The organism is Pseudomonas sp. UMAB-40, assembly GCF_900095275.1.
Classification (GTDB): domain Bacteria; phylum Pseudomonadota; class Gammaproteobacteria; order Pseudomonadales; family Pseudomonadaceae; genus Aquipseudomonas; species Aquipseudomonas mandelii_B.
This window is the reverse complement of the sequence record NZ_LT607577.1, coordinates 75,523-98,287: the sequence shown is the minus strand read 5'-3', so window position 1 is coordinate 98,287 and position 22,765 is coordinate 75,523. Positions and strand designations below refer to the sequence as shown.

The 22,765-nt window shown below is 54.5% G+C and carries 33 protein-coding genes; all 33 read left to right on the top strand.

What is annotated here, in order from left to right:
* Positions 1-44: 44 nt before the first annotated feature.
* Positions 45-4,244, top strand: a complete 4,200-nt coding sequence (gene rpoC, locus K0F88_RS29165; RefSeq protein WP_162438842.1) for a DNA-directed RNA polymerase subunit beta' — start codon at positions 45-47, stop codon at positions 4,242-4,244.
* Between the two features lie 215 nt (positions 4,245-4,459).
* Positions 4,460-4,831, top strand: coding sequence for a 30S ribosomal protein S12 (rpsL, locus tag K0F88_RS29160; protein WP_002555494.1), 372 nt, complete (start codon positions 4,460-4,462; stop codon positions 4,829-4,831).
* Positions 4,832-4,949: 118 nt separating this feature from the next.
* Positions 4,950-5,420, top strand: coding sequence for a 30S ribosomal protein S7 (rpsG, locus tag K0F88_RS29155; RefSeq protein ID WP_002555493.1), 471 nt, complete (start codon positions 4,950-4,952; stop codon positions 5,418-5,420).
* 30 nt (positions 5,421-5,450) lie between these two features.
* Positions 5,451-7,556 carry an elongation factor G gene (gene fusA / locus K0F88_RS29150; RefSeq protein ID WP_219097507.1) on the top strand — a complete coding sequence of 702 codons (2,106 nt, stop codon included), beginning with the start codon at positions 5,451-5,453 and terminating at the stop codon, positions 7,554-7,556.
* 31 nt (positions 7,557-7,587) lie between these two features.
* Entirely contained in the window at positions 7,588-8,781 is a 1,194-nt protein-coding gene (tuf, locus tag K0F88_RS29145; RefSeq protein ID WP_007896660.1) for an elongation factor Tu, read from the top strand.
* A gap of 156 nt (positions 8,782-8,937) precedes the next feature.
* A complete protein-coding gene (gene rpsJ, locus K0F88_RS29140) occupies positions 8,938-9,249 on the top strand; it encodes a 30S ribosomal protein S10 (RefSeq protein WP_003186070.1) in 312 nt (103 codons plus the stop codon).
* A gap of 80 nt (positions 9,250-9,329) precedes the next feature.
* Positions 9,330-9,965 (top strand): 50S ribosomal protein L3, encoded by a 636-nt coding sequence (gene rplC, locus K0F88_RS29135; RefSeq protein ID WP_003186059.1) that lies wholly within the window; start codon positions 9,330-9,332, stop codon positions 9,963-9,965.
* 12 nt (positions 9,966-9,977) lie between these two features.
* Positions 9,978-10,580 carry a 50S ribosomal protein L4 gene (rplD, locus tag K0F88_RS29130; RefSeq protein WP_007896707.1) on the top strand — a complete coding sequence of 201 codons (603 nt, stop codon included), beginning with the start codon at positions 9,978-9,980 and terminating at the stop codon, positions 10,578-10,580.
* Positions 10,577-10,876, top strand: a complete 300-nt coding sequence (gene rplW, locus K0F88_RS29125; protein ID WP_002555488.1) for a 50S ribosomal protein L23 — start codon at positions 10,577-10,579, stop codon at positions 10,874-10,876. The genes rplD and rplW overlap by 4 nt, the downstream gene beginning before the upstream one ends.
* A gap of 14 nt (positions 10,877-10,890) precedes the next feature.
* Positions 10,891-11,715 carry a 50S ribosomal protein L2 gene (gene rplB / locus K0F88_RS29120; protein WP_003176423.1) on the top strand — a complete coding sequence of 275 codons (825 nt, stop codon included), beginning with the start codon at positions 10,891-10,893 and terminating at the stop codon, positions 11,713-11,715.
* Positions 11,716-11,731: 16 nt separating this feature from the next.
* Positions 11,732-12,007: a 30S ribosomal protein S19 gene (gene rpsS / locus K0F88_RS29115; protein ID WP_002555486.1), complete on the top strand. Its 276-nt coding sequence runs from the start codon at positions 11,732-11,734 to the stop codon at positions 12,005-12,007.
* Between the two features lie 13 nt (positions 12,008-12,020).
* On the top strand, positions 12,021-12,353 hold the full coding sequence (rplV, locus tag K0F88_RS29110; protein WP_003103908.1) for a 50S ribosomal protein L22: 333 nt from the start codon (positions 12,021-12,023) through the stop codon (positions 12,351-12,353).
* A gap of 13 nt (positions 12,354-12,366) precedes the next feature.
* Positions 12,367-13,053 (top strand): 30S ribosomal protein S3, encoded by a 687-nt coding sequence (rpsC, locus tag K0F88_RS29105; RefSeq protein ID WP_003176422.1) that lies wholly within the window; start codon positions 12,367-12,369, stop codon positions 13,051-13,053.
* Positions 13,054-13,065: 12 nt separating this feature from the next.
* Entirely contained in the window at positions 13,066-13,479 is a 414-nt protein-coding gene (gene rplP, locus K0F88_RS29100) for a 50S ribosomal protein L16 (RefSeq protein WP_007896757.1), read from the top strand.
* Positions 13,479-13,670, top strand: a complete 192-nt coding sequence (rpmC, locus tag K0F88_RS29095; RefSeq protein ID WP_008030901.1) for a 50S ribosomal protein L29 — start codon at positions 13,479-13,481, stop codon at positions 13,668-13,670. Before rplP ends, rpmC begins: the two co-directional genes overlap by 1 nt.
* A gap of 2 nt (positions 13,671-13,672) precedes the next feature.
* Complete coding sequence (gene rpsQ, locus K0F88_RS29090) at positions 13,673-13,939, top strand: 30S ribosomal protein S17 (protein ID WP_003176419.1); 267 nt, start codon at positions 13,673-13,675, stop codon at positions 13,937-13,939.
* A gap of 23 nt (positions 13,940-13,962) precedes the next feature.
* The gene (gene rplN, locus K0F88_RS29085; RefSeq protein ID WP_002555479.1) at positions 13,963-14,331 is read left to right on the top strand and encodes a 50S ribosomal protein L14; all 369 of its coding nucleotides are present in this window, start codon (positions 13,963-13,965) and stop codon (positions 14,329-14,331) included.
* A gap of 11 nt (positions 14,332-14,342) precedes the next feature.
* Positions 14,343-14,657 carry a 50S ribosomal protein L24 gene (gene rplX / locus K0F88_RS29080; protein ID WP_003176416.1) on the top strand — a complete coding sequence of 105 codons (315 nt, stop codon included), beginning with the start codon at positions 14,343-14,345 and terminating at the stop codon, positions 14,655-14,657.
* Positions 14,658-14,677: 20 nt separating this feature from the next.
* Positions 14,678-15,217 (top strand): 50S ribosomal protein L5, encoded by a 540-nt coding sequence (gene rplE, locus K0F88_RS29075; protein ID WP_003176415.1) that lies wholly within the window; start codon positions 14,678-14,680, stop codon positions 15,215-15,217.
* Between the two features lie 13 nt (positions 15,218-15,230).
* Positions 15,231-15,536, top strand: coding sequence for a 30S ribosomal protein S14 (gene rpsN, locus K0F88_RS29070; protein ID WP_003176414.1), 306 nt, complete (start codon positions 15,231-15,233; stop codon positions 15,534-15,536).
* Positions 15,537-15,745: 209 nt separating this feature from the next.
* The gene (rpsH, locus tag K0F88_RS29065) at positions 15,746-16,138 is read left to right on the top strand and encodes a 30S ribosomal protein S8 (protein WP_003186040.1); all 393 of its coding nucleotides are present in this window, start codon (positions 15,746-15,748) and stop codon (positions 16,136-16,138) included.
* A gap of 12 nt (positions 16,139-16,150) precedes the next feature.
* Positions 16,151-16,684, top strand: coding sequence for a 50S ribosomal protein L6 (rplF, locus tag K0F88_RS29060; protein WP_003176412.1), 534 nt, complete (start codon positions 16,151-16,153; stop codon positions 16,682-16,684).
* 10 nt (positions 16,685-16,694) lie between these two features.
* A complete protein-coding gene (rplR, locus tag K0F88_RS29055) occupies positions 16,695-17,045 on the top strand; it encodes a 50S ribosomal protein L18 (protein WP_003186037.1) in 351 nt (116 codons plus the stop codon).
* A gap of 3 nt (positions 17,046-17,048) precedes the next feature.
* Positions 17,049-17,549, top strand: coding sequence for a 30S ribosomal protein S5 (gene rpsE, locus K0F88_RS29050; protein ID WP_007943782.1), 501 nt, complete (start codon positions 17,049-17,051; stop codon positions 17,547-17,549).
* 2 nt (positions 17,550-17,551) lie between these two features.
* The gene (gene rpmD / locus K0F88_RS29045) at positions 17,552-17,728 is read left to right on the top strand and encodes a 50S ribosomal protein L30 (protein WP_003186033.1); all 177 of its coding nucleotides are present in this window, start codon (positions 17,552-17,554) and stop codon (positions 17,726-17,728) included.
* A 3-nt stretch (positions 17,729-17,731) separates the two neighbouring features.
* Positions 17,732-18,169, top strand: coding sequence for a 50S ribosomal protein L15 (rplO, locus tag K0F88_RS29040; protein ID WP_010467269.1), 438 nt, complete (start codon positions 17,732-17,734; stop codon positions 18,167-18,169).
* Positions 18,170-19,498 (top strand): preprotein translocase subunit SecY, encoded by a 1,329-nt coding sequence (gene secY / locus K0F88_RS29035; RefSeq protein ID WP_077574735.1) that lies wholly within the window; start codon positions 18,170-18,172, stop codon positions 19,496-19,498.
* Between the two features lie 27 nt (positions 19,499-19,525).
* On the top strand, positions 19,526-19,642 hold the full coding sequence (gene rpmJ, locus K0F88_RS29030; protein ID WP_002555468.1) for a 50S ribosomal protein L36: 117 nt from the start codon (positions 19,526-19,528) through the stop codon (positions 19,640-19,642).
* A gap of 130 nt (positions 19,643-19,772) precedes the next feature.
* Positions 19,773-20,129 carry a 30S ribosomal protein S13 gene (gene rpsM / locus K0F88_RS29025; protein ID WP_003186020.1) on the top strand — a complete coding sequence of 119 codons (357 nt, stop codon included), beginning with the start codon at positions 19,773-19,775 and terminating at the stop codon, positions 20,127-20,129.
* Between the two features lie 30 nt (positions 20,130-20,159).
* Positions 20,160-20,549, top strand: a complete 390-nt coding sequence (gene rpsK, locus K0F88_RS29020; RefSeq protein WP_002555466.1) for a 30S ribosomal protein S11 — start codon at positions 20,160-20,162, stop codon at positions 20,547-20,549.
* An 18-nt stretch (positions 20,550-20,567) separates the two neighbouring features.
* Entirely contained in the window at positions 20,568-21,188 is a 621-nt protein-coding gene (gene rpsD / locus K0F88_RS29015) for a 30S ribosomal protein S4 (RefSeq protein WP_003210056.1), read from the top strand.
* A 22-nt stretch (positions 21,189-21,210) separates the two neighbouring features.
* Positions 21,211-22,212: a DNA-directed RNA polymerase subunit alpha gene (locus K0F88_RS29010; RefSeq protein ID WP_003186012.1), complete on the top strand. Its 1,002-nt coding sequence runs from the start codon at positions 21,211-21,213 to the stop codon at positions 22,210-22,212.
* Positions 22,213-22,254: 42 nt separating this feature from the next.
* Complete coding sequence (rplQ, locus tag K0F88_RS29005) at positions 22,255-22,641, top strand: 50S ribosomal protein L17 (protein ID WP_008145500.1); 387 nt, start codon at positions 22,255-22,257, stop codon at positions 22,639-22,641.
* Positions 22,642-22,765 lie beyond the last annotated feature (124 nt).

Below are 22,765 nucleotides of genomic sequence, written 5' to 3'. Positions count from 1 at the left end.
CGGGGCAGGATTGCCCGCTCTCTGCTCCGCCAGGAGGAAAGGCCTTGAAAGACCTACTGAATTTGCTGAAAAACCAGGGTCAAGTCGAAGAGTTCGACGCCATCCGTATTGGATTGGCATCGCCTGAGATGATCCGTTCGTGGTCGTTCGGTGAAGTTAAAAAGCCGGAAACCATCAACTACCGTACGTTCAAACCTGAACGTGACGGCCTGTTCTGCGCCAAGATCTTTGGCCCGGTAAAGGATTACGAGTGCCTGTGCGGTAAGTACAAGCGCTTGAAGCACCGTGGTGTGATCTGCGAGAAGTGCGGCGTTGAAGTCGCGCTGGCCAAAGTTCGTCGTGAGCGCATGGCGCACATCGAACTGGCCTCGCCAGTTGCCCACATCTGGTTCCTGAAATCGCTGCCGTCGCGTATCGGCTTGCTGATGGACATGACCCTGCGTGATATCGAACGCGTTCTCTACTTCGAGAGCTATGTCGTTATCGATCCAGGCATGACCACCCTTGAAAAAGGTCAGTTGCTGAACGATGAGCAGTACTTCGAAGCGCTGGAAGAGTTCGGCGACGATTTCGATGCCCGCATGGGTGCTGAAGCTGTCCGCGAACTGCTGCACGCTATCGATCTGGAACACGAGATTGGCCGTCTGCGTGAAGAAATTCCGCAAACCAACTCCGAAACCAAAATCAAGAAGCTGTCCAAGCGTCTGAAGTTGATGGAAGCCTTCCAGGGTTCCGGCAACCTTCCAGAATGGATGGTGCTGACCGTTCTGCCGGTTCTGCCGCCAGATCTGCGTCCACTGGTCCCGCTGGATGGCGGTCGCTTCGCGACTTCCGACCTCAACGATCTGTATCGTCGAGTGATCAACCGTAACAACCGCTTGAAGCGCCTGCTCGATCTGTCCGCTCCGGACATCATCGTGCGCAACGAAAAGCGTATGTTGCAGGAAGCCGTCGATGCACTGCTCGACAACGGTCGTCGTGGCCGCGCTATCACCGGTTCGAACAAGCGTCCTCTGAAATCCCTGGCTGACATGATCAAGGGTAAGCAAGGTCGTTTCCGTCAGAACTTGCTCGGTAAGCGTGTTGACTACTCCGGTCGTTCGGTAATTACCGTAGGTCCGACCCTGCGTCTGCACCAGTGCGGTCTGCCGAAGAAGATGGCTCTCGAGCTGTTCAAGCCGTTCATTTTCGGCAAGCTGGAAATGCGTGGTCTCGCTACCACCATCAAAGCTGCCAAGAAGATGGTCGAGCGCGAGCTTCCAGAGGTTTGGGACGTTCTTGCTGAAGTGATCCGTGAACACCCGGTTCTCCTCAACCGTGCACCGACCCTTCACCGTCTGGGTATCCAGGCGTTTGAACCGGTACTGATCGAAGGTAAGGCTATCCAGCTGCACCCTCTGGTCTGTGCTGCGTACAACGCCGACTTCGACGGCGACCAAATGGCCGTGCACGTACCGCTGACACTGGAAGCCCAGTTGGAAGCGCGTGCGTTGATGATGTCGACCAACAACATTCTGTCGCCAGCCAACGGTGAGCCAATCATCGTTCCGTCGCAGGACGTTGTATTGGGTCTGTACTACATGACTCGTGAAGCGATCAACGCCAAAGGCGAAGGTCGTGTGTTCGCGGATCTGCAAGAAGTTGACCGTGTGTTCCGTGCCGGCGAAGCCGCACTGCACGCTAAAGTCAAAGTGCGGATCCACGAAACCGTCAACGATCGTGATGGTGGCAGCGTCAAGAACACCCGTATCGTCGACACCACTGTCGGCCGTGCGCTGTTGTTCCAGGTTGTTCCGCCTGGCCTGTCGTACGACGTCGTCAACCAGCCGATGAAGAAAAAGGCGATCTCCAAGCTGATCAACCAGTGCTACCGCGTGGTTGGTTTGAAAGAGACCGTGATCTTCGCTGACCAGTTGATGTACACCGGTTTTGCCTATTCGACCATTTCCGGCGTTTCCATCGGTGTTAACGACTTCGTTATCCCGGATGAAAAAGCCCGCATCATCAATGCTGCCACTGATGAAGTGAAAGAGATCGAAAGTCAGTACGCCTCCGGCCTGGTAACCCAGGGCGAGAAGTACAACAAAGTGATCGACCTTTGGTCCAAGGCGAACGACGAAGTTTCCAAGGCGATGATGGCCAACCTCTCGAAAGAGAAAGTCATCGACCGCCATGGCGTCGAAGTTGACCAAGAGTCCTTTAACTCGATGTACATGATGGCCGACTCGGGCGCACGGGGTTCTGCTGCGCAGATCCGTCAGCTCGCCGGTATGCGTGGCCTGATGGCCAAGCCGGACGGCTCCATCATTGAAACGCCGATTACTGCGAACTTCCGTGAAGGTTTGAGCGTACTTCAGTACTTCATCTCCACTCACGGTGCTCGTAAAGGTTTGGCGGATACCGCGTTGAAAACTGCGAACTCCGGTTACCTGACTCGTCGTCTGGTAGACGTGGCGCAGGATCTGGTAGTAACCGAGATCGATTGCGGCACCGAACATGGCCTGGTAATGACTCCGCACATTGAAGGCGGTGACGTTGTCGAGCCGTTGGGTGAGCGCGTATTGGGTCGTGTCATCGCTCGTGACGTGTTCAAGCCAGGTACCGAAGAAATCATCGTTCCTGCCGGTACTCTGGTAGACGAGAAGTGGGTCGAATTCATCGAGCTGAACAGCATCGACGAAGTGATCGTGCGTTCGCCGATCAGCTGCGAAACCCGCTACGGCATTTGCGCCAAGTGCTACGGCCGTGACTTGGCTCGTGGTCACCAGGTGAACATCGGTGAAGCGGTCGGCGTTATCGCTGCCCAGTCCATTGGTGAGCCGGGTACCCAGCTGACCATGCGTACGTTCCACATCGGTGGTGCGGCAAGCCGGACCTCCGCAGCCGACAGCGTTCAGGTGAAGAATGGCGGTACCGTCCGTCTGCACAACCTGAAACACGTTGAGCGAGTGGATGGTTGCCTGGTTGCTGTGTCCCGTTCCGGTGAGCTGGCGATCGCTGATGACTTCGGTCGTGAGCGCGAGCGTTACAAGCTGCCATACGGTGCTGTGATTTCGGTTAAAGAAGGTGACAAGGTCGACGCTGGCGCAATCGTGGCCAAGTGGGATCCGCACACTCACCCAATCGTTACCGAAATGAAAGGTACCGTGACCTACGTGGGCATGGAAGAAGGCATCACGATCAAGCGTCAGACTGACGAATTGACCGGTATGACCAACATTGAAGTACTCGACGCCAAAGACCGTCCAGCTGCCGGTAAAGATATCCGTCCTGCTGTGAAGATGGTTGATGACAACGGCAAGGATCTGTTGCTGCCAGGCACTGACGTTATCGCTCAGTACTTCCTGCCAGCCAACGCCCTGGTCGGTGTTGCGGATGGTGCGAAAATCGCGATCGGTGATGTTATCGCTCGTATTCCGCAAGAGACTTCGAAGACCCGTGACATCACCGGTGGTCTGCCGCGTGTAGCCGACTTGTTCGAAGCTCGTCGTCCGAAAGAAGCCTCGATTCTGGCTGAAGTCAGCGGCACCATCGCGTTCGGTAAAGAGACCAAAGGCAAGCGCCGTCTGGTTATCACCCCGAACGACGGTACCGATCCGTACGAAGAGCTGATTCCGAAGTGGCGTCACCTGAACGTCTTCGAAGGCGAACAGGTAAACCGCGGCGAAGTTATCTCTGACGGCCCGAGCGATCCACACGACATTCTGCGTCTGCTGGGTGTGAGTGCGCTGGCCAAGTACATCGTGAACGAGATCCAGGACGTTTATCGTCTGCAAGGCGTGAAGATCAACGATAAGCACATCGAGACCATTCTGCGTCAGATGCTGCGTAAAGTTGAAATCGCTGAATCCGGCGACTCGACTTTCATCAAGGGCGACCAGATGGAGTTGACTCACGTTCTGGTAGAGAACGAGCGTCTGGCTGGCGACGAGAAGTTCGTTTCCAAGTTCACTCGCGTGCTGTTGGGTATCACAAAGGCGTCGTTGTCCACCGAATCGTTCATCTCGGCGGCTTCCTTCCAGGAAACCACTCGCGTACTGACCGAGGCGGCGGTAACCGGCAAGCGCGATTACCTGCGCGGCCTGAAAGAAAACGTAGTCGTGGGTCGTTTGATCCCGGCGGGTACCGGTCTGGCTTATCACAGCGAGCGCAAGCGTCGCCGTGATGCTGACAAACCGTTGCGCGTAAGCGCCAGTGAAGTGGAAGCTGCACTGACCGAAGCGCTGAACTCGAGCGGTAACTGAGTTCTGCGGTAAATAAGCTAAGGCCCTGGCCGTTCCGTTGATCGAATCGAGACAATTTGTCGAGGTTCGATGAGCGGGGAGGTCGGGGCCTTGCCTTGACTGGGGACAAGATCCTCTTTAGACTCTTGTACCCCTAAATTTGGCGGGAATTCGTTCCTGCCATTTTGCTTTTCTTGCAAGACAATAGCGTCGCAAGACAACAGTGGAGCTAGTAGATGGCAACTATCAACCAGCTGGTACGTCAGCCGCGTAAGCGTATCGTCGAGAAATCCGACGTGCCTGCGCTGCAGAACTGCCCGCAACGTCGTGGCGTATGCACCCGTGTGTATACCACCACGCCGAAAAAACCTAACTCGGCACTGCGTAAAGTATGCCGTGTGCGTCTGACCAACGGTTTCGAGGTTTCCTCGTACATCGGCGGTGAAGGCCACAACCTGCAAGAACACAGCGTGGTACTGATCCGCGGCGGTCGTGTAAAAGACTTGCCAGGTGTTCGTTACCACACCGTTCGCGGCTCTCTGGATACTTCCGGCGTTAAAGGTCGTAACCAGGGTCGTTCGAAGTACGGTACCAAGAAGCCTAAGTAGTAGCGGCTTTTTGTAAGAACTGATTTTCTATTTTTCTGAGTCGATAAGAGTAAGGTCGGAGGCGTCCCGAAAGGGCACCGATTCCGAGCGAACCTGAAGACCGTTTGAGGGCTTATCCATGCCAAGAAGACGCGTAGCAGCCAAGCGCGAAGTGCTTGACGATCCAAAATACGGCAGCCAGATCCTGGCCAAGTTCATGAACCACGTTATGGAAAGCGGCAAGAAAGCCGTTGCCGAGCGTATCGTTTATGGCGCGCTGGAAAAGGTTAAAGAACGCAAGAACAGCGATCCCCTGGAAATCTTCGAGAAAGCTCTCGACGCCATCGCTCCGCTGGTCGAAGTAAAGTCGCGCCGTGTAGGCGGTGCTACTTACCAGGTTCCGGTCGAAGTTCGTCCGTCCCGTCGTAACGCTCTGGCAATGCGCTGGTTGGTAGACTTCGCCCGTAAGCGCGGCGAGAAGTCTATGGCTCTGCGTTTGGCTGGCGAACTGTTGGACGCTGCCGAAGGTAAAGGTGCTGCAGTTAAGAAGCGTGAAGACGTGCACCGTATGGCTGAAGCCAACAAGGCTTTCTCGCACTACCGCTTCTAATTTTAGCGTCACTAATTTTGCGAGGGCTTTATGGCTCGTACAACACCGATTAACCGCTACCGTAATATCGGTATCGTTGCTCACGTGGATGCTGGTAAAACCACCACCACCGAGCGCGTCCTTTTTTACACTGGCAAAAGTCACAAAATGGGCGAGGTGCATGACGGCGCTGCGACCACAGACTGGATGGTGCAGGAGCAGGAGCGTGGTATTACCATTACTTCTGCTGCCATTACCGCCTTCTGGCAGGGTTCCGAGAAGCAGCACAAAGACCAATACCGCTTCAACGTCATCGACACCCCGGGTCACGTAGACTTCACTATTGAAGTTGAGCGTTCCCTGCGTGTTCTCGACGGCGCGGTCGTTGTGTTCTGCGGCACCTCGGGTGTTGAGCCTCAGTCGGAAACCGTATGGCGTCAGGCCAACAAATACGGCGTTCCACGTCTTGTTTACGTAAACAAGATGGACCGTGCTGGTGCCAACTTCCTGCGCGTGATCGGTCAGATCAAGCAGCGTCTGGGTCACACTCCGGTGCCAATCCAGTTGGCCATCGGTTCCGAAGACAACTTCCAGGGTCAGATCGATCTGATGGCTATGGAAGCTGTTTACTGGAATGACGCTGACAAAGGCATGGTTCCAGTTCGCAAGCCTATCCCTGCTGAACTGCAGGAACTGGCTGACGAGTGGCGCGGCAACATGGTTGAGGCTGCGGCCGAAGCCAGCGAAGAGCTGATGAACAAGTACCTCGAAGGTGAAGAACTCACCAACGCGGAAATCAAGGCCGCTCTGCGTCAGCGTACTATTGCTGGTGAGATCGTTCTGGCTGTTTGCGGTTCTTCCTTCAAGAACAAGGGTGTTCCCCTGGTTCTCGACGCCGTTATCGACTACCTGCCTGCGCCTGTTGATATTCCTGCCATCAAGGGTACTGACCCGGATGACGAGACTATCGATCTGGAGCGTCATGCAGACGACAACGAACCGTTCTCCGCTCTGGCATTCAAAATTGCCACTGACCCATTCGTGGGTACCTTGACCTTCGTTCGAGTTTACTCGGGCGTGTTGGCCTCCGGCGACGGCGTGATCAACTCGGTTAAAGGCAAGAAAGAGCGTGTGGGTCGTATGGTGCAAATGCACGCAAACGCCCGTGAAGAAATCAAGGAAGTACGCGCTGGTGACATCGCGGCCTTGATCGGCATGAAGGACGTCACCACTGGTGAGACTTTGTGCAACGCTGACAAGCCAATCATCCTGGTTCGTATGGACTTCCCGGAGCCGGTTATTTCGGTTGCCGTTGAGCCTAAGACCAAAGATGACCAGGAAAAAATGGGTATCGCTCTGGGCAAGCTTGCTCAGGAAGACCCGTCTTTCCGCGTCAAGACTGATGAAGAGACTGGTCAAACGATCATCTCCGGCATGGGCGAGTTGCACCTGGACATCCTGGTTGACCGGATGCGCCGTGAGTTCAACGTCGAAGCCAACATCGGTAAGCCTCAGGTTTCGTATCGTGAGCGCATCACGAAGAACTGTGAAATCGAAGGCAAGTTCGTTCGTCAGTCCGGTGGTCGTGGTCAGTTCGGCCACTGCTGGATCCGTTTTGCTCCTGCTGACGAAGGTCAGGAAGGTCTGCAATTCGTGAACGAAGTGGTGGGTGGTGTTGTTCCTAAGGAATACATCCCGGCGATCCAGAAGGGTATCGAAGAGCAGATGAAGAACGGCGTTGTTGCCGGCTATCCGCTGATCGGCCTGAAGGCCACTGTGTTTGATGGTTCCTACCACGACGTCGACTCCAACGAGATGGCGTTTAAGGTGGCTGCTTCCATGGCGACCAAGCAACTGGCCCAGAAGGGCGGTGGTGAGTTGCTTGAGCCGATCATGGCTGTAGAGGTTGTTACACCTGAAGACTATATGGGTGACGTGATGGGCGACCTTAACCGTCGTCGCGGCATGATCCTGGGTATGGAAGACACGGTTTCCGGCAAAGTGATTCGTGCCGAGGTTCCGCTGGGTGAGATGTTCGGTTATGCGACCGACGTCCGTTCCATGTCCCAAGGTCGCGCAAGCTACTCTATGGAATTCAAAAAATACAATACGGCTCCGTCGCACATCGTCGAAACCGTTACCAAAAAACAAGGCTGATTCAGCCCCTTTAGGCTAGGAGTTAATTGTCGTGGCTAAAGAAAAATTTGACCGTACCCTCCCGCACGTCAACGTTGGCACCATCGGTCACGTCGACCACGGTAAAACCACGCTGACCGCTGCTCTGACTCGCGTCTGCTCCGAAGTTTTCGGTTCGGCCGTTGTTGCTTTCGACAAAATCGACAGCGCTCCGGAAGAAAAGGCTCGTGGTATCACCATCAACACCGCGCACGTTGAATACAACTCGCTGATCCGTCACTACGCTCACGTTGACTGCCCAGGTCACGCTGACTACGTGAAGAACATGATCACCGGTGCTGCTCAGATGGACGGCGCTATCCTGGTTTGTTCGGCTGCTGATGGTCCGATGCCACAAACCCGTGAGCACATCCTGCTGTCCCGTCAGGTTGGCGTTCCGTACATCGTTGTCTTCCTGAACAAGGCTGACATGGTTGACGACGCTGAGCTGCTGGAACTGGTTGAGATGGAAGTGCGCGATCTGCTCAGCACTTACGACTTCCCAGGTGACGACACTCCGATCATCATCGGTTCGGCTCTGATGGCTCTGAACGGCCAAGACGACAACGAAATGGGCACCACTGCCGTTCGTAAACTGGTTGAGACTCTGGACAGCTACATTCCAGATCCAGTTCGTGTTATCGACAAGCCGTTCCTGATGCCAATCGAAGACGTATTCTCGATCTCCGGTCGCGGTACTGTTGTAACTGGCCGTATCGAGCGCGGTATCGTCAAGGTTCAGGATCCACTGGAAATCGTTGGTCTGCGTGACACTACCGTCACCACCTGCACCGGTGTTGAAATGTTCCGTAAGCTGCTCGACGAAGGTCGTGCTGGCGAGAACTGCGGCGTTCTGCTGCGTGGTACCAAGCGTGACGACGTTGAGCGTGGCCAGGTTCTGGTTAAGCCAGGTTCGGTCAAGCCGCACACCAAGTTCGAAGCTGAAGTCTACGTTCTGAGCAAAGAAGAAGGCGGTCGTCACACTCCGTTCTTCAAAGGCTACCGTCCACAGTTCTACTTCCGTACTACTGACGTGACTGGTAACTGCGAACTGCCGGAAGGCGTTGAAATGGTAATGCCAGGCGACAACATCAAAATGGTTGTCACCCTGATCAAGACCATCGCAATGGAAGACGGTCTGCGTTTCGCTATCCGTGAAGGCGGTCGTACCGTCGGCGCTGGCGTCGTAGCCAAAATCATCGAGTAAGCTCTTTTTGAGTTAGCTTTGATGAATTGAAAAAGCCCCCGCTTAGCGGGGGCTTTTTTATTGGGTTGACACCTATATGGGGCGTCTATAGAATTGCGCCTCCTTTTAACGGGCGTATTGCGCTCGGTGGGAATAGCAGCCGGAGTCTGAAATCCAATGCAAAATCAGCAAATCCGTATCAGGTTGAAGGCTTTTGACCATCGCCTGATCGACCAATCCACCCAGGAAATCGTGGAAACCGCGAAACGTACTGGTGCTCAAGTGCGTGGTCCAATTCCACTGCCTACCCGTAAAGAGCGGTTCACCGTTCTGGTCTCCCCGCACGTCAACAAAGACGCGCGTGACCAGTACGAGATCCGTACTCATAAGCGCGTACTGGACATCGTCCAGCCAACGGATAAAACCGTTGATGCTCTTATGAAGCTTGATCTTGCGGCCGGTGTGGAAGTACAGATCAGCCTCGGCTAAGACTCGGTCTTAGTCGTGTAACGCTCTGAAATGGGCGGCCATAGCGGGTGAAAGCCCCGTACACTCATGAGGTTTACAACATGACTATTGGTGTAGTCGGTCGTAAATGCGGTATGACCCGTATTTTCACCGAAGAAGGTGTCTCCATTCCGGTCACGGTCATTGAGATCGAGCCGAATCGCGTCACCCAGTTCAAAACTGAAGAGACCGATGGCTATCGTGCAGTGCAAGTCACTGTAGGCGAGCGTCGTGCTTCGCGTGTTACAGCTGCTCAAGCTGGCCACTTCGCTAAAGCGAACGTTGCCGCTGGTCGTACCGTAATGGAATTCCGCCTTGAAGAAGGCGAGTACCAGGCCGGCGATCTGATCAACGCTGAAATCTTCGCCGCTGGTCAACTGGTTGATGTAACCGGTCAGTCCAAGGGTAAAGGCTTCCAGGGTACGATCAAGCGTTGGAACTTCCGCGGGCAAGATAATACCCACGGTAACTCCGTGTCCCACCGCGTTCCAGGCTCTATCGGCCAGTGCCAGACTCCTGGTCGTGTATTCAAGGGCAAAAAAATGTCCGGTCATATGGGCGCTGAGCGCGTGACCGTGCAGTCCCTCGAAGTAGTGCGCGTGGACGCTGAACGCAATCTGTTGTTGGTCAAGGGCGCTGTTCCTGGCGCTACTGGCGGCAACTTGGTTGTACGTCCAGCAGCCAAGGCTCGCGGTTAAGGGGAAGCTGACATGCAATTAAATGTAAATGACGCTCAAGCGATCGAAGTTTCCGAACTGACATTTGGCGGCGAATTCAACGAGACGCTGGTTCACCAAGCAGTCGTGGCCTACATGGCCGGCGGCCGTCAAGGTAGCAAGCAGCAAAAGACCCGTTCCGACGTTCGTGGTGGCGGTAAGCGCCCATGGCGTCAGAAAGGTACTGGCCGTGCTCGTGCCGGTACTATCCGTAGCCCAATCTGGCGTGGCGGCGGTACCACTTTCGCAGCTCGTCCTCAGGATCACACCCAGAAGCTGAACAAGAAGATGTATCGCGCAGCAATGCGTTCCATCCTTGCTGAGCTGGTGCGTACTGATCGTCTGGTTGTGGTTCAGGACTTCGCTGTTGATGCACCGAAGACCAAAGATCTGCTGAACAAACTGACCGGCATGGGCCTGACTGACGTCTTGATCGTGTCTGAAGTAGTTGATCAGAACCTGTACCTGGCTGCTCGTAACCTGCCACACGTTGATGTACGTGACGTGCAAGGTTCCGATCCAGTTAGTCTGATCGCATACGACAAGGTGTTGATCACCGTGTCGGCCGTGAAGAAATTCGAGGAGCTGCTGGGATGAACCAGGAACGCGTATTTAAAGTTCTGCTTGGCCCGCACGTTTCCGAGAAGGCTACGGTTCTGGCTGACAAGAAAGGCCAGTTCGTTTTCAAGGTTGCAACTGACGCAACCAAGCTGGAAATCAAGAAGGCCGTCGAAAGCCTGTTCAGCGTGAAAGTAGAGCGTGTTACTACCCTGAATGTTCTGGGTAAGAGCAAGCGCACTGCTCGCGGTCTGGGCAAGCGTAATGACTGGAAGAAGGCAGTTATCTCCCTTCAGCCAGGCCAAGATCTCGATTTCAGCAGCAGTGCTGAGTAAGGAAGGGGTGCATCATGGCAATCGTTAAATGCAAACCGACTTCCCCTGGCCGCCGTTTTGTGGTCAAGGTGGTCAACCAGGAGCTGCATAAAGGCGCTCCTCACGCACCGCTGCTCGAGAAAAAATCGAAGACTGGTGGTCGTAACAACAATGGTCGTATTACCACTCGTCACATCGGTGGTGGCCATAAGCAGCATTATCGTCTGGTCGATTTCCGTCGCAACGACAAAGATGGCATCTCTGCCACTGTCGAGCGTATCGAATACGATCCAAACCGTACTGCTCACATCGCTCTGCTGCTGTACGCAGATGGCGAGCGTCGCTACATCATCGCCCCTAAAGGCGTGAGTGCTGGCGACCAGCTGATCGCAGGTGCTTTGGCGCCGATCAAGCCGGGCAACGCTCTGCAACTGCGTAACATTCCAGTTGGTAGCACCGTACACGGCATCGAATTGAAGCCAGGTAAAGGCGCGCAAATCGCTCGTTCCGCTGGTGCTTCGGCTCAGCTGATCGCTCGTGAAGGTGTCTACGTGACCCTGCGTCTGCGTTCTGGTGAGATGCGTAAAGTGCTGGCTGAATGCCGCGCGACCCTGGGTGAAGTCTCGAACTCCGAGCACAGCCTGCGTTCGCTGGGTAAAGCTGGTGCCAAACGCTGGCGTGGCGTTCGCCCAACCGTTCGTGGTGTTGCCATGAACCCGGTTGACCACCCACATGGTGGTGGTGAAGGTCGTACCTCTGGTGGTCGTCATCCGGTATCGCCATGGGGCTTCCCGACTAAGGGCGCGAAGACTCGTGGTAATAAGCGTACCGACAAAATGATCGTCCGTCGTCGCAAGTAAATAGAGGGATACGACAGTGCCACGTTCTCTGAAAAAAGGTCCTTTTATTGATCTTCACCTACTGAAGAAGATCGAAGTGGCGGCGGAAAAGAACGATCGCAAACCAGTTAAAACCTGGTCGCGTCGTTCGATGATCCTGCCACAAATGGTCGGTCTGACCATTGCAGTTCATAACGGTCGTCAACATGTTCCAGTTCTCGTGAACGAAGACATGGTCGGCCACAAACTAGGCGAGTTTGCCGGTACCCGCACATATCGTGGGCACGTGGCAGACAAGAAAGCCAAGCGTTAAGGGGTAAGGAACGATGGAAGTAGCCGCTAAGTTGTCGGGCGCTCGAATCTCCGCCCAGAAAGCCCGCTTGGTCGCCGACCAGATCCGCGGGAAGAAGGTGGGCGAAGCGCTCAACCTGTTGGCTTTCAGCAGTAAGAAAGCCGCCGAGATCATGAAGAAAGTGCTGGAGTCGGCCGTAGCCAACGCCGAGCATAACGAAGGCGCGGACGTTGATGACCTCAAAGTCAGCACCGTTTTCGTCAACGAAGGGCGTTCGCTGAAGCGAATCATGCCACGTGCCAAAGGCCGTGCTGATCGCATCGTCAAGCGGTCTTGCCATATCACTGTCAAGGTTGCTGACAAGTAACGGAGTCGAAGAGATGGGTCAGAAAGTACATCCCATTGGCATTCGCCTGGGAATCGTCAAGGAACACACCTCCGTCTGGTACGCAGACGGTCGGACTTATGCGGACTATTTGTTCGCTGATCTGAAGGTGCGTGAGTATCTCCAAGACAAACTAAAAAGCGCGTCCGTAAGCCGTATCGATATCCATCGTCCGGCTCAAACTGCACGTATCACCATCCACACCGCTCGTCCAGGTATCGTTATCGGGAAGAAAGGTGAAGATGTTGAGAAACTGCGTCAGGACCTGACCAAACAAATGGGTGTGCCTGTGCACATCAATATCGAAGAAATCCGCAAGCCGGAACTCGACGGTATGTTGGTTGCGCAGAGCGTAGCTCAGCAGCTGGAGCGTCGCGTAATGTTCCGTCGCGCTATGAAGCGCGCTGTACAGAACGCCATGCGCATTGGTGCCAAAGGCATCAAAATCCAAGTGAGCGGTCGTCTCGGCGGTGCTGAAATCGCACGTACTGAATGGTATCGCGAAGGTCGTGTGCCACTGCACACCCTGCGTGCCGACATCGACTATGCCAACTACGAAGCTCACACCACTTATGGTGTGATCGGTGTAAAGGTTTGGATCTTCAAAGGCGAAGTAATTGGTGGTCGCCAAGAAGAACTGAAACCACAAGCACCAGCGCCTCGTAAAAAAGCTGCTAAGTAAGGGGTACGCCAAATGTTGCAACCAAAGCGTACGAAGTTCCGCAAGCAGATGACAGGCCACAACCGTGGTCTGGCTCAGCGCGGTAGCAAAGTCAGCTTCGGCGAGTTCGCGCTGAAGTCTGTAGCTCGTGGTCGTCTCACCGCTCGTCAGATCGAGTCAGCGCGTCGTGCTCTGACCCGTCACGTAAAACGTGGCGGCAAGATCTGGATCCGTGTATTCCCGGACAAGCCTATCTCCAAAAAGCCACTCGAAGTTCGGATGGGTAAAGGTAAGGGTAGTGTGGAGTACTGGGTAGCCCAGATTCAGCCAGGCAAAGTCCTGTATGAAATCGAGGGCGTTTCTGAAGAGCTGGCGCGTGAGGCTTTTGCCCTGGCTGCTGCAAAGCTGCCGCTCGCCACCGCTTTTGTTAAACGGACGGTGATGTGATGAAAGCGAATGAACTTCGTGAAAAAGACGCGCCGCAGCTTAACGAGCAACTGCTCGGCCTGCTGCGCGACCAGTTCAATCTGCGTATGCAGAAAGCAACTGGCCAGTTGGGGCAGTCTCACCTGCTCCGGCAAGTTAAGCGTGACATCGCTCGCGTGAAGACTGTGCTCAAACAGCAGGCAGGTAAGTAATCATGGCTGAAGCCGAAAAAACCGTCCGTACGCTGACTGGCCGTGTTGTCAGCGACAAAATGGACAAGACCATCACCGTTCTGATCGAGCGTCGCGTTAAGCACCCGATCTACGGTAAATACGTTAAGCGTTCGACTAAGCTGCACGCGCACGACGAAACCAATCAGTGCCACATCGGCGACAAAGTCACTATTCGTGAAACTCGTCCTTTGGCCAAGACTAAGTCTTGGGCGCTGGTTGATGTTCTCGAACGCGCTGTGGAAGTCTAAGGACTAGGGGTCGGAGAAATTATATGATTCAGACTCAATCCATGCTCGATGTGGCCGATAACTCTGGCGCTCGCCGTGTTATGTGCATCAAGGTGCTGGGTGGCTCCCATCGTCGTTACGCTGGTATCGGTGACATCATCAAAGTTACCGTCAAGGAAGCAATTCCTCGCGGTAAAGTGAAAAAAGGCCAAGTGATGACTGCTGTTGTAGTCCGCACTCGTCACGGTGTACGCCGTGCTGATGGCTCCATTATCCGCTTTGATGGCAACGCTGCTGTTCTTCTGAACAACAAGCAAGAGCCGATCGGCACCCGTATCTTTGGGCCAGTGACCCGTGAACTTCGTACTGAGAAGTTCATGAAGATCGTCTCGCTCGCCCCAGAAGTGCTGTAAGGAGATCCGACATGCAAAAGATTCGTCGTGACGACGAGATCATCGTGATCGCCGGCAAAGACAAAGGTAAGCGCGGTAAGGTGCTTAAGGTTCTCGCTAATAACCGTCTGGTTATTGGTGGTCTGAACCTGGTTAAGCGTCATACCAAGCCTAACCCGATGTCGGGCGTACAAGGCGGTATCGTCGAAAAAGAAGCTCCACTGGACGCTTCTAACGTCGCCATTTTCAACGGCGAAACCAACAAGGCTGACCGCGTTGGTTTCAAAGTAGAAGACGGCAAGAAAATTCGTGTCTTCAAGTCGACCCAAAAAGCGGTTGATGCTTGAACACTGCTAGGTAGAAGACCATGGCACGACTAAAAGAGATTTACTGGAAGGAAATCGCACCGAAGCTTAAGGAAGAACTTAAGCTTTCGAACGTGATGGAAGTTCCACGCGTTACCAAAATCACCCTGAACATGGGTCTGGGCGAAGCAGTCGGTGACAAAAAAGTCATCGAGCACGCTGTTGCCGACCTGGAAAAGATCACCGGTCAGAAAGTCGTTGTGACTTACGCTCGGAAATCCATCGCTGGCTTTAAAGTCCGTGAAGGTTGGCCGATCGGCGTCAAAGTGACTCTGCGCCGTGAGCGTATGTACGAATTCCTGGATCGTCTGCTGTCGATCTCCCTGCCTCGGGTCCGCGACTTCCGCGGCCTGAATGCCAAGTCCTTCGATGGTCGTGGTAACTACAGCATGGGCGTAAAAGAGCAGATCATCTTCCCGGAAATCGACTACGACAAGATCGATGCTCTCCGCGGTCTGGACATTACCCTGACCACCACTGCCAAGAACGATGATGAAGGTCGCGCGCTGCTGCGTGCTTTCAAATTCCCGTTCCGCAACTGATTGGAGTAGGAAAATGGCCAAGATGAGCATGAAAAACCGCGAGCTGAAGCGTCAGCTCACGGTTGCCAAGTACGCCAAAAAGCGTGCAGCACTGAAAGCAATCATCGTCGATCTGAACGCAAGTCCAGAAGCGCGTTGGGAAGCTACAGTAGCTCTGCAGAAGCAGCCACGTGACGCAAGCGCTTCGCGCATGCGTAACCGCTGCCGCCTGACCGGTCGTCCACACGGCGTTTACCGCAAGTTCGGTCTCGGCCGTAACAAACTGCGTGAAGCTGCAATGCGTGGTGACGTACCTGGTCTGGTTAAAGCCAGCTGGTAAGCACTATCAAAGTCTCGGCGTCCAGGTTCGCAAGATCCTGACCGCCGGTGACCTTGAACTTGAATCAAGCCCCTATTGGGGCTTGATTCATTTGTGGGGTGTGTCTAGAATACCCGGCTCGCCTGAGCCCGTGCTTTTTTCGCATGGATGAGCTCGGCGACAAGTAGTAGCCGCAAGGCTAATTTTTTTGTATTAGGAGCGTCTAGCCCATGAGTATGCAGGACCCGTTAGCGGACATGCTAACTCGAATCCGTAATGCCCAGATGGCTGAAAAGTCCGTCGTAAGCATGCCATCTTCTACTTTGAAGGTAGCTGTTGCCAAAGTCCTGAAGGACGAAGGTTACATTGCGGGTTATCAGATCAGCAGCGAAATCAAACCACTGCTGTCCATCGAGCTGAAGTACTTCGAAGGCCGTCCGGTTATCGAGGAAGTGAAGCGCGTTAGCCGTCCAGGCCTGCGTCAGTACAAGTCCGTCGATGATCTGCCAAAAGTTCGTGGCGGTCTCGGTGTGTCTATCGTCTCCACCAACAAAGGTGTGATGACGGATCGTGCTGCGCGCGCTGCCGGTGTCGGCGGCGAAGTTCTTTGCACTGTGTTCTAAGGGGGGATAAGCATGTCACGCGTCGCTAAGAACCCCGTTAAGCTGCCAGCCGGTGTCGAAGTAAAATTCGCAGGCCAACAGCTTTCGGTGAAGGGTGCCAAGGGCACTCTCGAACTGAACATCCATTCGTCCGTTGAGATCGTTGAAGAAGCTGGTGAGCTGCGTTTCGCTGCTCGCAATGGCGATCAACAAACTCGCGCAATGGCTGGTACCACTCGTGCGTTGGTAAACAACATGGTCCAAGGCGTAAGCCAAGGCTTCGAGCGTAAGCTCCAGCTGGTCGGTGTTGGTTACAAAGCGCAAGCAAAAGGCACAGTGCTGAACCTGGCTCTTGGCTTCTCGCACCCAGTGGATTATGAACTGCCGGAAGGCATCACCGCTGAGACTCCTAGCCAGACCGATATCCTGATCAAGGGCATCGATAAGCAGCTGGTAGGTCAAGTGGCCGCCGAGATCCGCGACTTCCGTCCACCAGAGCCGTACAAAGGCAAAGGTGTGCGCTACGCGGACGAAGTCGTCCGTCGTAAAGAAGCCAAGAAGAAGTAGGGCATAGCAAATGACCGACAAAAAAGTTACTCGACTGCGTCGCGCTCGCAAAGCACGCCTGAAAATGCACGAACTCGAAGTCGTGCGTCTCTGCGTGTTCCGCTCGTCGCAGCACATCTACGCCCAGGTCATTTCGGCCGACGGCAACAAAGTCCTGGCATCTGCCTCGACTTTGGATAAAGAACTGCGTGATGGCGCCACTGGCAACATCGACGCGGCCACTAAGGTTGGCCAGCTGGTCGCTACGCGTGCTAAAGCCGCTGGCGTCTCGCAGGTGGCTTTCGACCGCTCTGGCTTCAAGTACCATGGCCGCGTCAAGGCGCTGGCTGATGCTGCTCGTGAAGCTGGGCTGGAGTTCTAAGTTATGTCAAATAACGACCAAAAGCGCGACGAAGGCTACATTGAGAAGCTGGTTCAAGTTAACCGCGTAGCCAAAACCGTTAAAGGCGGCCGTATCTTCACTTTCACCGCGTTGACCGTGGTAGGTGATGGTAAAGGGCGTGTTGGCTTCGGCCGTGGCAAGTCACGTGAAGTGCCTGCTGCGATCCAGAAGGCAATGGAAGCTGCTCGTCGCAACATGATCCAAGTTGATCTGAACGGCACCACCCTGCAGTACGCAATGAAGTCCGGTCACGGTGCTTCGAAGGTGTACATGCAGCCTGCTTCTGAAGGTACCGGTATCATCGCTGGCGGCGCTATGCGTGCTGTCCTCGAAGTTGCTGGCGTTCAGAACGTTCTGGCCAAGTGCTACGGCTCGACTAACCCGGTAAACGTGGTTCACGCCACTTTCAAAGGTTTGAAAGCTATGCAGTCTCCTGAATCCATTGCCGCCAAGCGTGGCAAAAGCGTCAAGGAGATCTTCTGATCATGGCTACCGTTAAAGTTACGCTGATCAAAAGCATGACCGGCCGCATCCCTAACCACAAACTGTGCGTTAAGGGTCTGGGTCTGCGTCGCATCGGTCACACTGTAGAAGTACTTGATACTCCCGAGAATCGCGGGATGATCAACAAGGCTTACTACATGCTGCGTGTCGAGGGTTAATCGATGAAACTCAATGATCTGAGTCCAGCGCCGGGTTCCCGTCGCGAAAAGCATCGTCCGGGCCGTGGTATCGGTAGTGGTTTGGGCAAGACCGGTGGCCGTGGCCACAAAGGTCAGTCCTCCCGCTCCGGTGGCACCATTGCTCCAGGCTTTGAAGGCGGTCAACAGCCGCTGCATCGTCGCCTGCCGAAGTTCGGTTTCGTTTCCCTGAAGGCCATGGACCGCGCAGAAGTGCGTCTGTCCGAGCTGGCTAAAGTGGAAGGCGACATCGTCACCGTGCAGTCCCTGAAAGATGCCAACGTGATCAACGTCAACGTACAGCGTGTGAAAATCATGCTGTCCGGCGAAGTGACTCGCGCTGTTACCATCGGAAAGGGAATCGGCGCCACCAAAGGTGCGCGTTCGGCTATCGAAGCAGCTGGCGGCAAGTTCGAGGAATAAATGGCTAAGCAAGGTGCTCTCTCTGCGCTCGGCAAAGGCGGTATGTCTGAACTCTGGGCTCGTCTGCGTTTTCTGTTCCTGGCGATTATCGTCTACCGAATAGGCGCACACATCCCGGTTCCAGGTATCAACCCGGACCGACTCGCGGACCTGTTTCGACAGAATGAGGGGACCATTCTTAGCTTGTTCAACATGTTTTCCGGCGGCGCGCTGGAGCGGATGAGCATCTTTGCACTGGGGATCATGCCGTACATTTCGGCATCGATCATCATGCAACTGATGACAGCCGTCAGCCCGCAGCTGGAGCAGTTGAAGAAGGAAGGTGAAGCTGGCCGTCGCAAGATCAGCCAGTACACCCGCTACGGCACTGTCATCCTCGCTCTCGTTCAAGCTATTGGCATGTCCATTGGCTTGGCAGGGCAGGGTGTTGCGTTCACTGGTGACTTTGGCTTCCATTTCGTCGCGGTATCCACTTTTGTGGCTGGTGCGATGTTCATGATGTGGCTGGGTGAGCAGATTACTGAGCGTGGTGTTGGCAACGGTATCTCGATGTTGATTTTTTCGGGTATCGTCGCCGGTCTTCCGAGAGCGATCGGGCAGTCTTTCGAGTCTGCACGTCAGGGTGATATCAACATCTTCGCCCTGGTTGCCATCGGTTTGCTGGCAGTAGCGATTATCGGTTTCGTGGTGTTCATTGAGCGTGGTCAGCGTCGTATTGCTGTTCACTACGCCAAGCGTCAGCAGGGCCGCAAGGTCTTCGCTGCGCAGACTAGCCACTTGCCGCTGAAGGTGAACATGGCCGGTGTTATTCCGGCCATTTTCGCGAGCAGCATTTTGCTGTTCCCGGCTTCGTTGGGTGCCTGGTTCGGTCAGTCTGAAGGTATGGGCTGGTTGCAGGACATCTCGCAGTCGATCGCTCCTGGTCAGCCGTTGAATATTCTGCTGTTTAGTGCAGGGATTATTTTCTTCTGCTTCTTCTATACGGCGTTGATGTTCAATCCGAAAGACGTAGCGGAAAACCTGAAGAAGTCCGGTGCCTTTATTCCGGGCATCCGTCCAGGTGAGCAGTCTGCGCGCTACATTGATGGCGTTCTGACTCGCTTGACCATGTTCGGTGCTCTTTACATGACGGCCGTGTGCTTGTTGCCCCAGTTCCTGGTGGTTGCAGCAAACGTACCGTTCTACCTTGGCGGGACCTCGTTGCTGATCGTCGTCGTGGTTGTGATGGACTTCATGTCCCAAGTACAATCGCACCTCGTTTCGCACCAGTACGAATCCCTGATGAAGAAAGCCAACCTGAAGGGTTACGGCAGCGGCATGTTGCGCTGAGTACCCATAAGGTTCGAGGAGTTGGTGATGAAAGTTCGTGCATCGGTGAAAAAGCTGTGCCGTAACTGCAAGATTATTCGCCGCGAAGGTGTTGTTCGAGTAATTTGCAGCGCGGAACCGCGTCACAAACAGCGCCAAGGCTGAGTGTGATTGTGCTTCAAGCCCGGTAGCTAGTGCGCTACCGGGTTGATTATTTGTTATTACAGCGATATTATCTCGCGCCCTATTTCTTGGCTTCCGGGGCGTAGGTAGCTGTCAATTGGAGTCCCACTGAATGGCCCGTATTGCAGGCGTTAACATTCCAGATAACAAGCATACTGTTATCTCGCTGACCTACATCTATGGTGTTGGTCGCACTACTGCGCAGAAGATCTGTGCAGTGACTGGGGTAAACCCAGCCGCAAAGATCAAGGATCTGAGCGACGAGCAGATTGAACAGCTGCGTGGCGAAGTGGCGAAGTTCACCACTGAAGGTGACCTGCGTCGCGAAATCAACATGAAAATCAAGCGTTTGATGGACCTCGGTTGCTATCGCGGTCTGCGTCATCGTCGTGGTCTTCCAGTGCGCGGTCAGCGTACCAAGACTAACGCGCGTACCCGTAAAGGTCCGCGTAAGCCGATCCGCAAGTAATCGCCCCAGCGAATCGACAGGAAATTAATCATGGCTAAACCTGCTGCTCGTCCTCGTAAAAAAGTTAAAAAGACAGTGGTTGATGGCATTGCCCACATCCATGCATCTTTTAACAACACAATCGTGACCATCACCGACCGTCAAGGCAACGCTCTTTCCTGGGCTACCTCCGGTGGTTCGGGTTTCCGCGGTTCCCGCAAGTCCACCCCGTTTGCTGCTCAAGTAGCTGCTGAACGTGCTGGTCAAGCTGCGCTGGAATACGGTCTGAAAAACCTCGACGTTAACGTCAAAGGTCCAGGCCCAGGTCGTGAATCTGCAGTCCGCGCTTTGAACGGCTGTGGCTACAAGATCGCCAGCATCACCGACGTGACGCCAATCCCGCACAACGGGTGCCGTCCGCCGAAGAAGCGCCGCGTGTAATCCAGGAGATTGTAAAGAATGGCTCGTTACATTGGTCCAAAATGCAAACTCGCTCGTCGCGAAGGCACCGATCTCTTTCTGAAGAGCGGCGTGCGCGCGATCGAATCGAAGTGCAACATCGAAGCAGCACCTGGTATCCACGGCCAACGCCGCGGTCGCCAGTCCGATTACGGCACCCAACTGCGTGAAAAGCAGAAGGTCCGTCGTATCTACGGCGTTCTCGAGCGTCAATTCAGCGGCTACTACAAAGAAGCTGCTGGCAAGAAAGGTGCAACCGGTGAAAACCTGCTGCAACTGCTCGAATGCCGTCTGGACAACGTTGTATACCGTATGGGTTTTGGCTCTACTCGTGCCGAATCCCGTCAGCTGGTATCGCACAAATCCGTCAGCGTTAACGGTCAGACCGTAAACGTACCGTCCTACCAGGTTCGTGCTGGTGACGTGGTCGCGATTCGCGAGAAAGCAAAGAACCAACTTCGCATTGTCCAAGCTCTCGATCTGTGTGCCCAACGTGGCCGCGTAGAATGGGTAGAAGTAGACACTGAGAAGAAGTCGGGCGTTTTCAAGAACGTTCCTGCTCGCAGTGATCTGTCCGCCGACATCAACGAAAGCCTGATTGTCGAGCTCTACTCCAAGTAAGGGCTAGAAAATAGGTGCATCCATGCAGATTTCGGTAAATGAGTTCCTGACACCCCGCCATATTGATGTGCAGGTTGTCAGTCCAACCCGCGCCAAGATCACACTCGAGCCTCTCGAGCGTGGTTTCGGCCACACCCTGGGCAACGCGCTGCGACGCATCCTGTTGTCCTCAATGCCCGGCTGTGCAGTAGTCGAGGCCGAGATTGACGGTGTGCTCCATGAGTACAGCGCCATCGAAGGCGTACAGGAAGACGTAATTGAAATCCTGTTGAACCTTAAAGGTCTGGCTATCAAGCTGCACGGTCGTGACGAAGTTACGCTGACCTTGTCGAAGAAGGGTTCGGGGGTGGTTACCGCTGCCGATATTCAGCTGGATCATGATGTCGAGATCGTTAACCCCGATCACGTAATCGCTAACCTGGCGTCTAACGGCGCCCTGAACATGAAGCTCACCGTAGCTCGTGGTCGTGGTTATGAACCGGCAGACTCGCGTCAGAGCGATGAAGACGAAAGCCGCAGCATCGGTCGCTTGCAGCTTGACTCTTCGTTCAGCCCGGTTCGCCGTATCGCATACGTGGTGGAAAACGCCCGTGTCGAGCAGCGTACTAACCTGGACAAGCTGGTTATTGATCTGGAAACCAACGGTACCCTGGATCCTGAAGAGGCTATCCGCCGCGCTGCAACCATTCTGCAACAGCAGTTGGCTGCGTTCGTCGACCTCAAAGGTGACAGTGAGCCAGTGGTTGTCGAGCAGGAAGACGAGATCGATCCGATCCTGCTTCGCCCGGTTGACGATCTGGAACTGACTGTACGTTCGGCTAACTGCCTTAAGGCGGAAAACATCTACTACATCGGTGACCTGATTCAGCGTACCGAAGTAGAGCTGTTGAAGACTCCGAACCTTGGCAAGAAATCCTTGACTGAAATCAAGGACGTTCTGGCCTCCCGCGGTCTGTCCCTCGGCATGCGCCTCGACAACTGGCCGCCTGCAAGTCTTAAGAAGGACGACAAGGCGACTGCCTGATCGTCGTAATCACCGAACGTTGTGTTTGGTAAGGAATGAACCATGCGTCATCGTAAAAGTGGTCGTCACCTGAGCCGCACCAGCTCGCACCGCAAGGCCATGTTTCAAAACATGGCGGTGTCGCTGTTCGAGCACGAGCTGATCAAAACTACACTGCCGAAAGCTAAAGAACTGCGTCGCGTTGCTGAGCCGCTGATCACTTTGGCCAAGACAGACAGCCTGGCTAACCGCCGTCTGGCTTTCGACCGTACTCGTTCGAAAGCTATCGTTGGTAAGCTCTTCAACGACCTGGGCAAGCGCTATGCTACCCGTGAGGGTGGCTACCTGCGCATCCTCAAGTGCGGTTTCCGCACTGGCGACAACGCGCCTATGGCGTATGTCGAGTTGGTTGATCGTCCTGCCGGTGGTGAAGCTGTATCCGCTGAGTAAGACGTCAGTCTGAAACGAAGAACCGGGCCTAGTGCCCGGTTTTTTGTGCGCGCTCGAAAAGCATTGCCAACAAGGCATAACCAGAAAGGTAATTAGTAATTTTCTATCGATGGCTACAACGTAA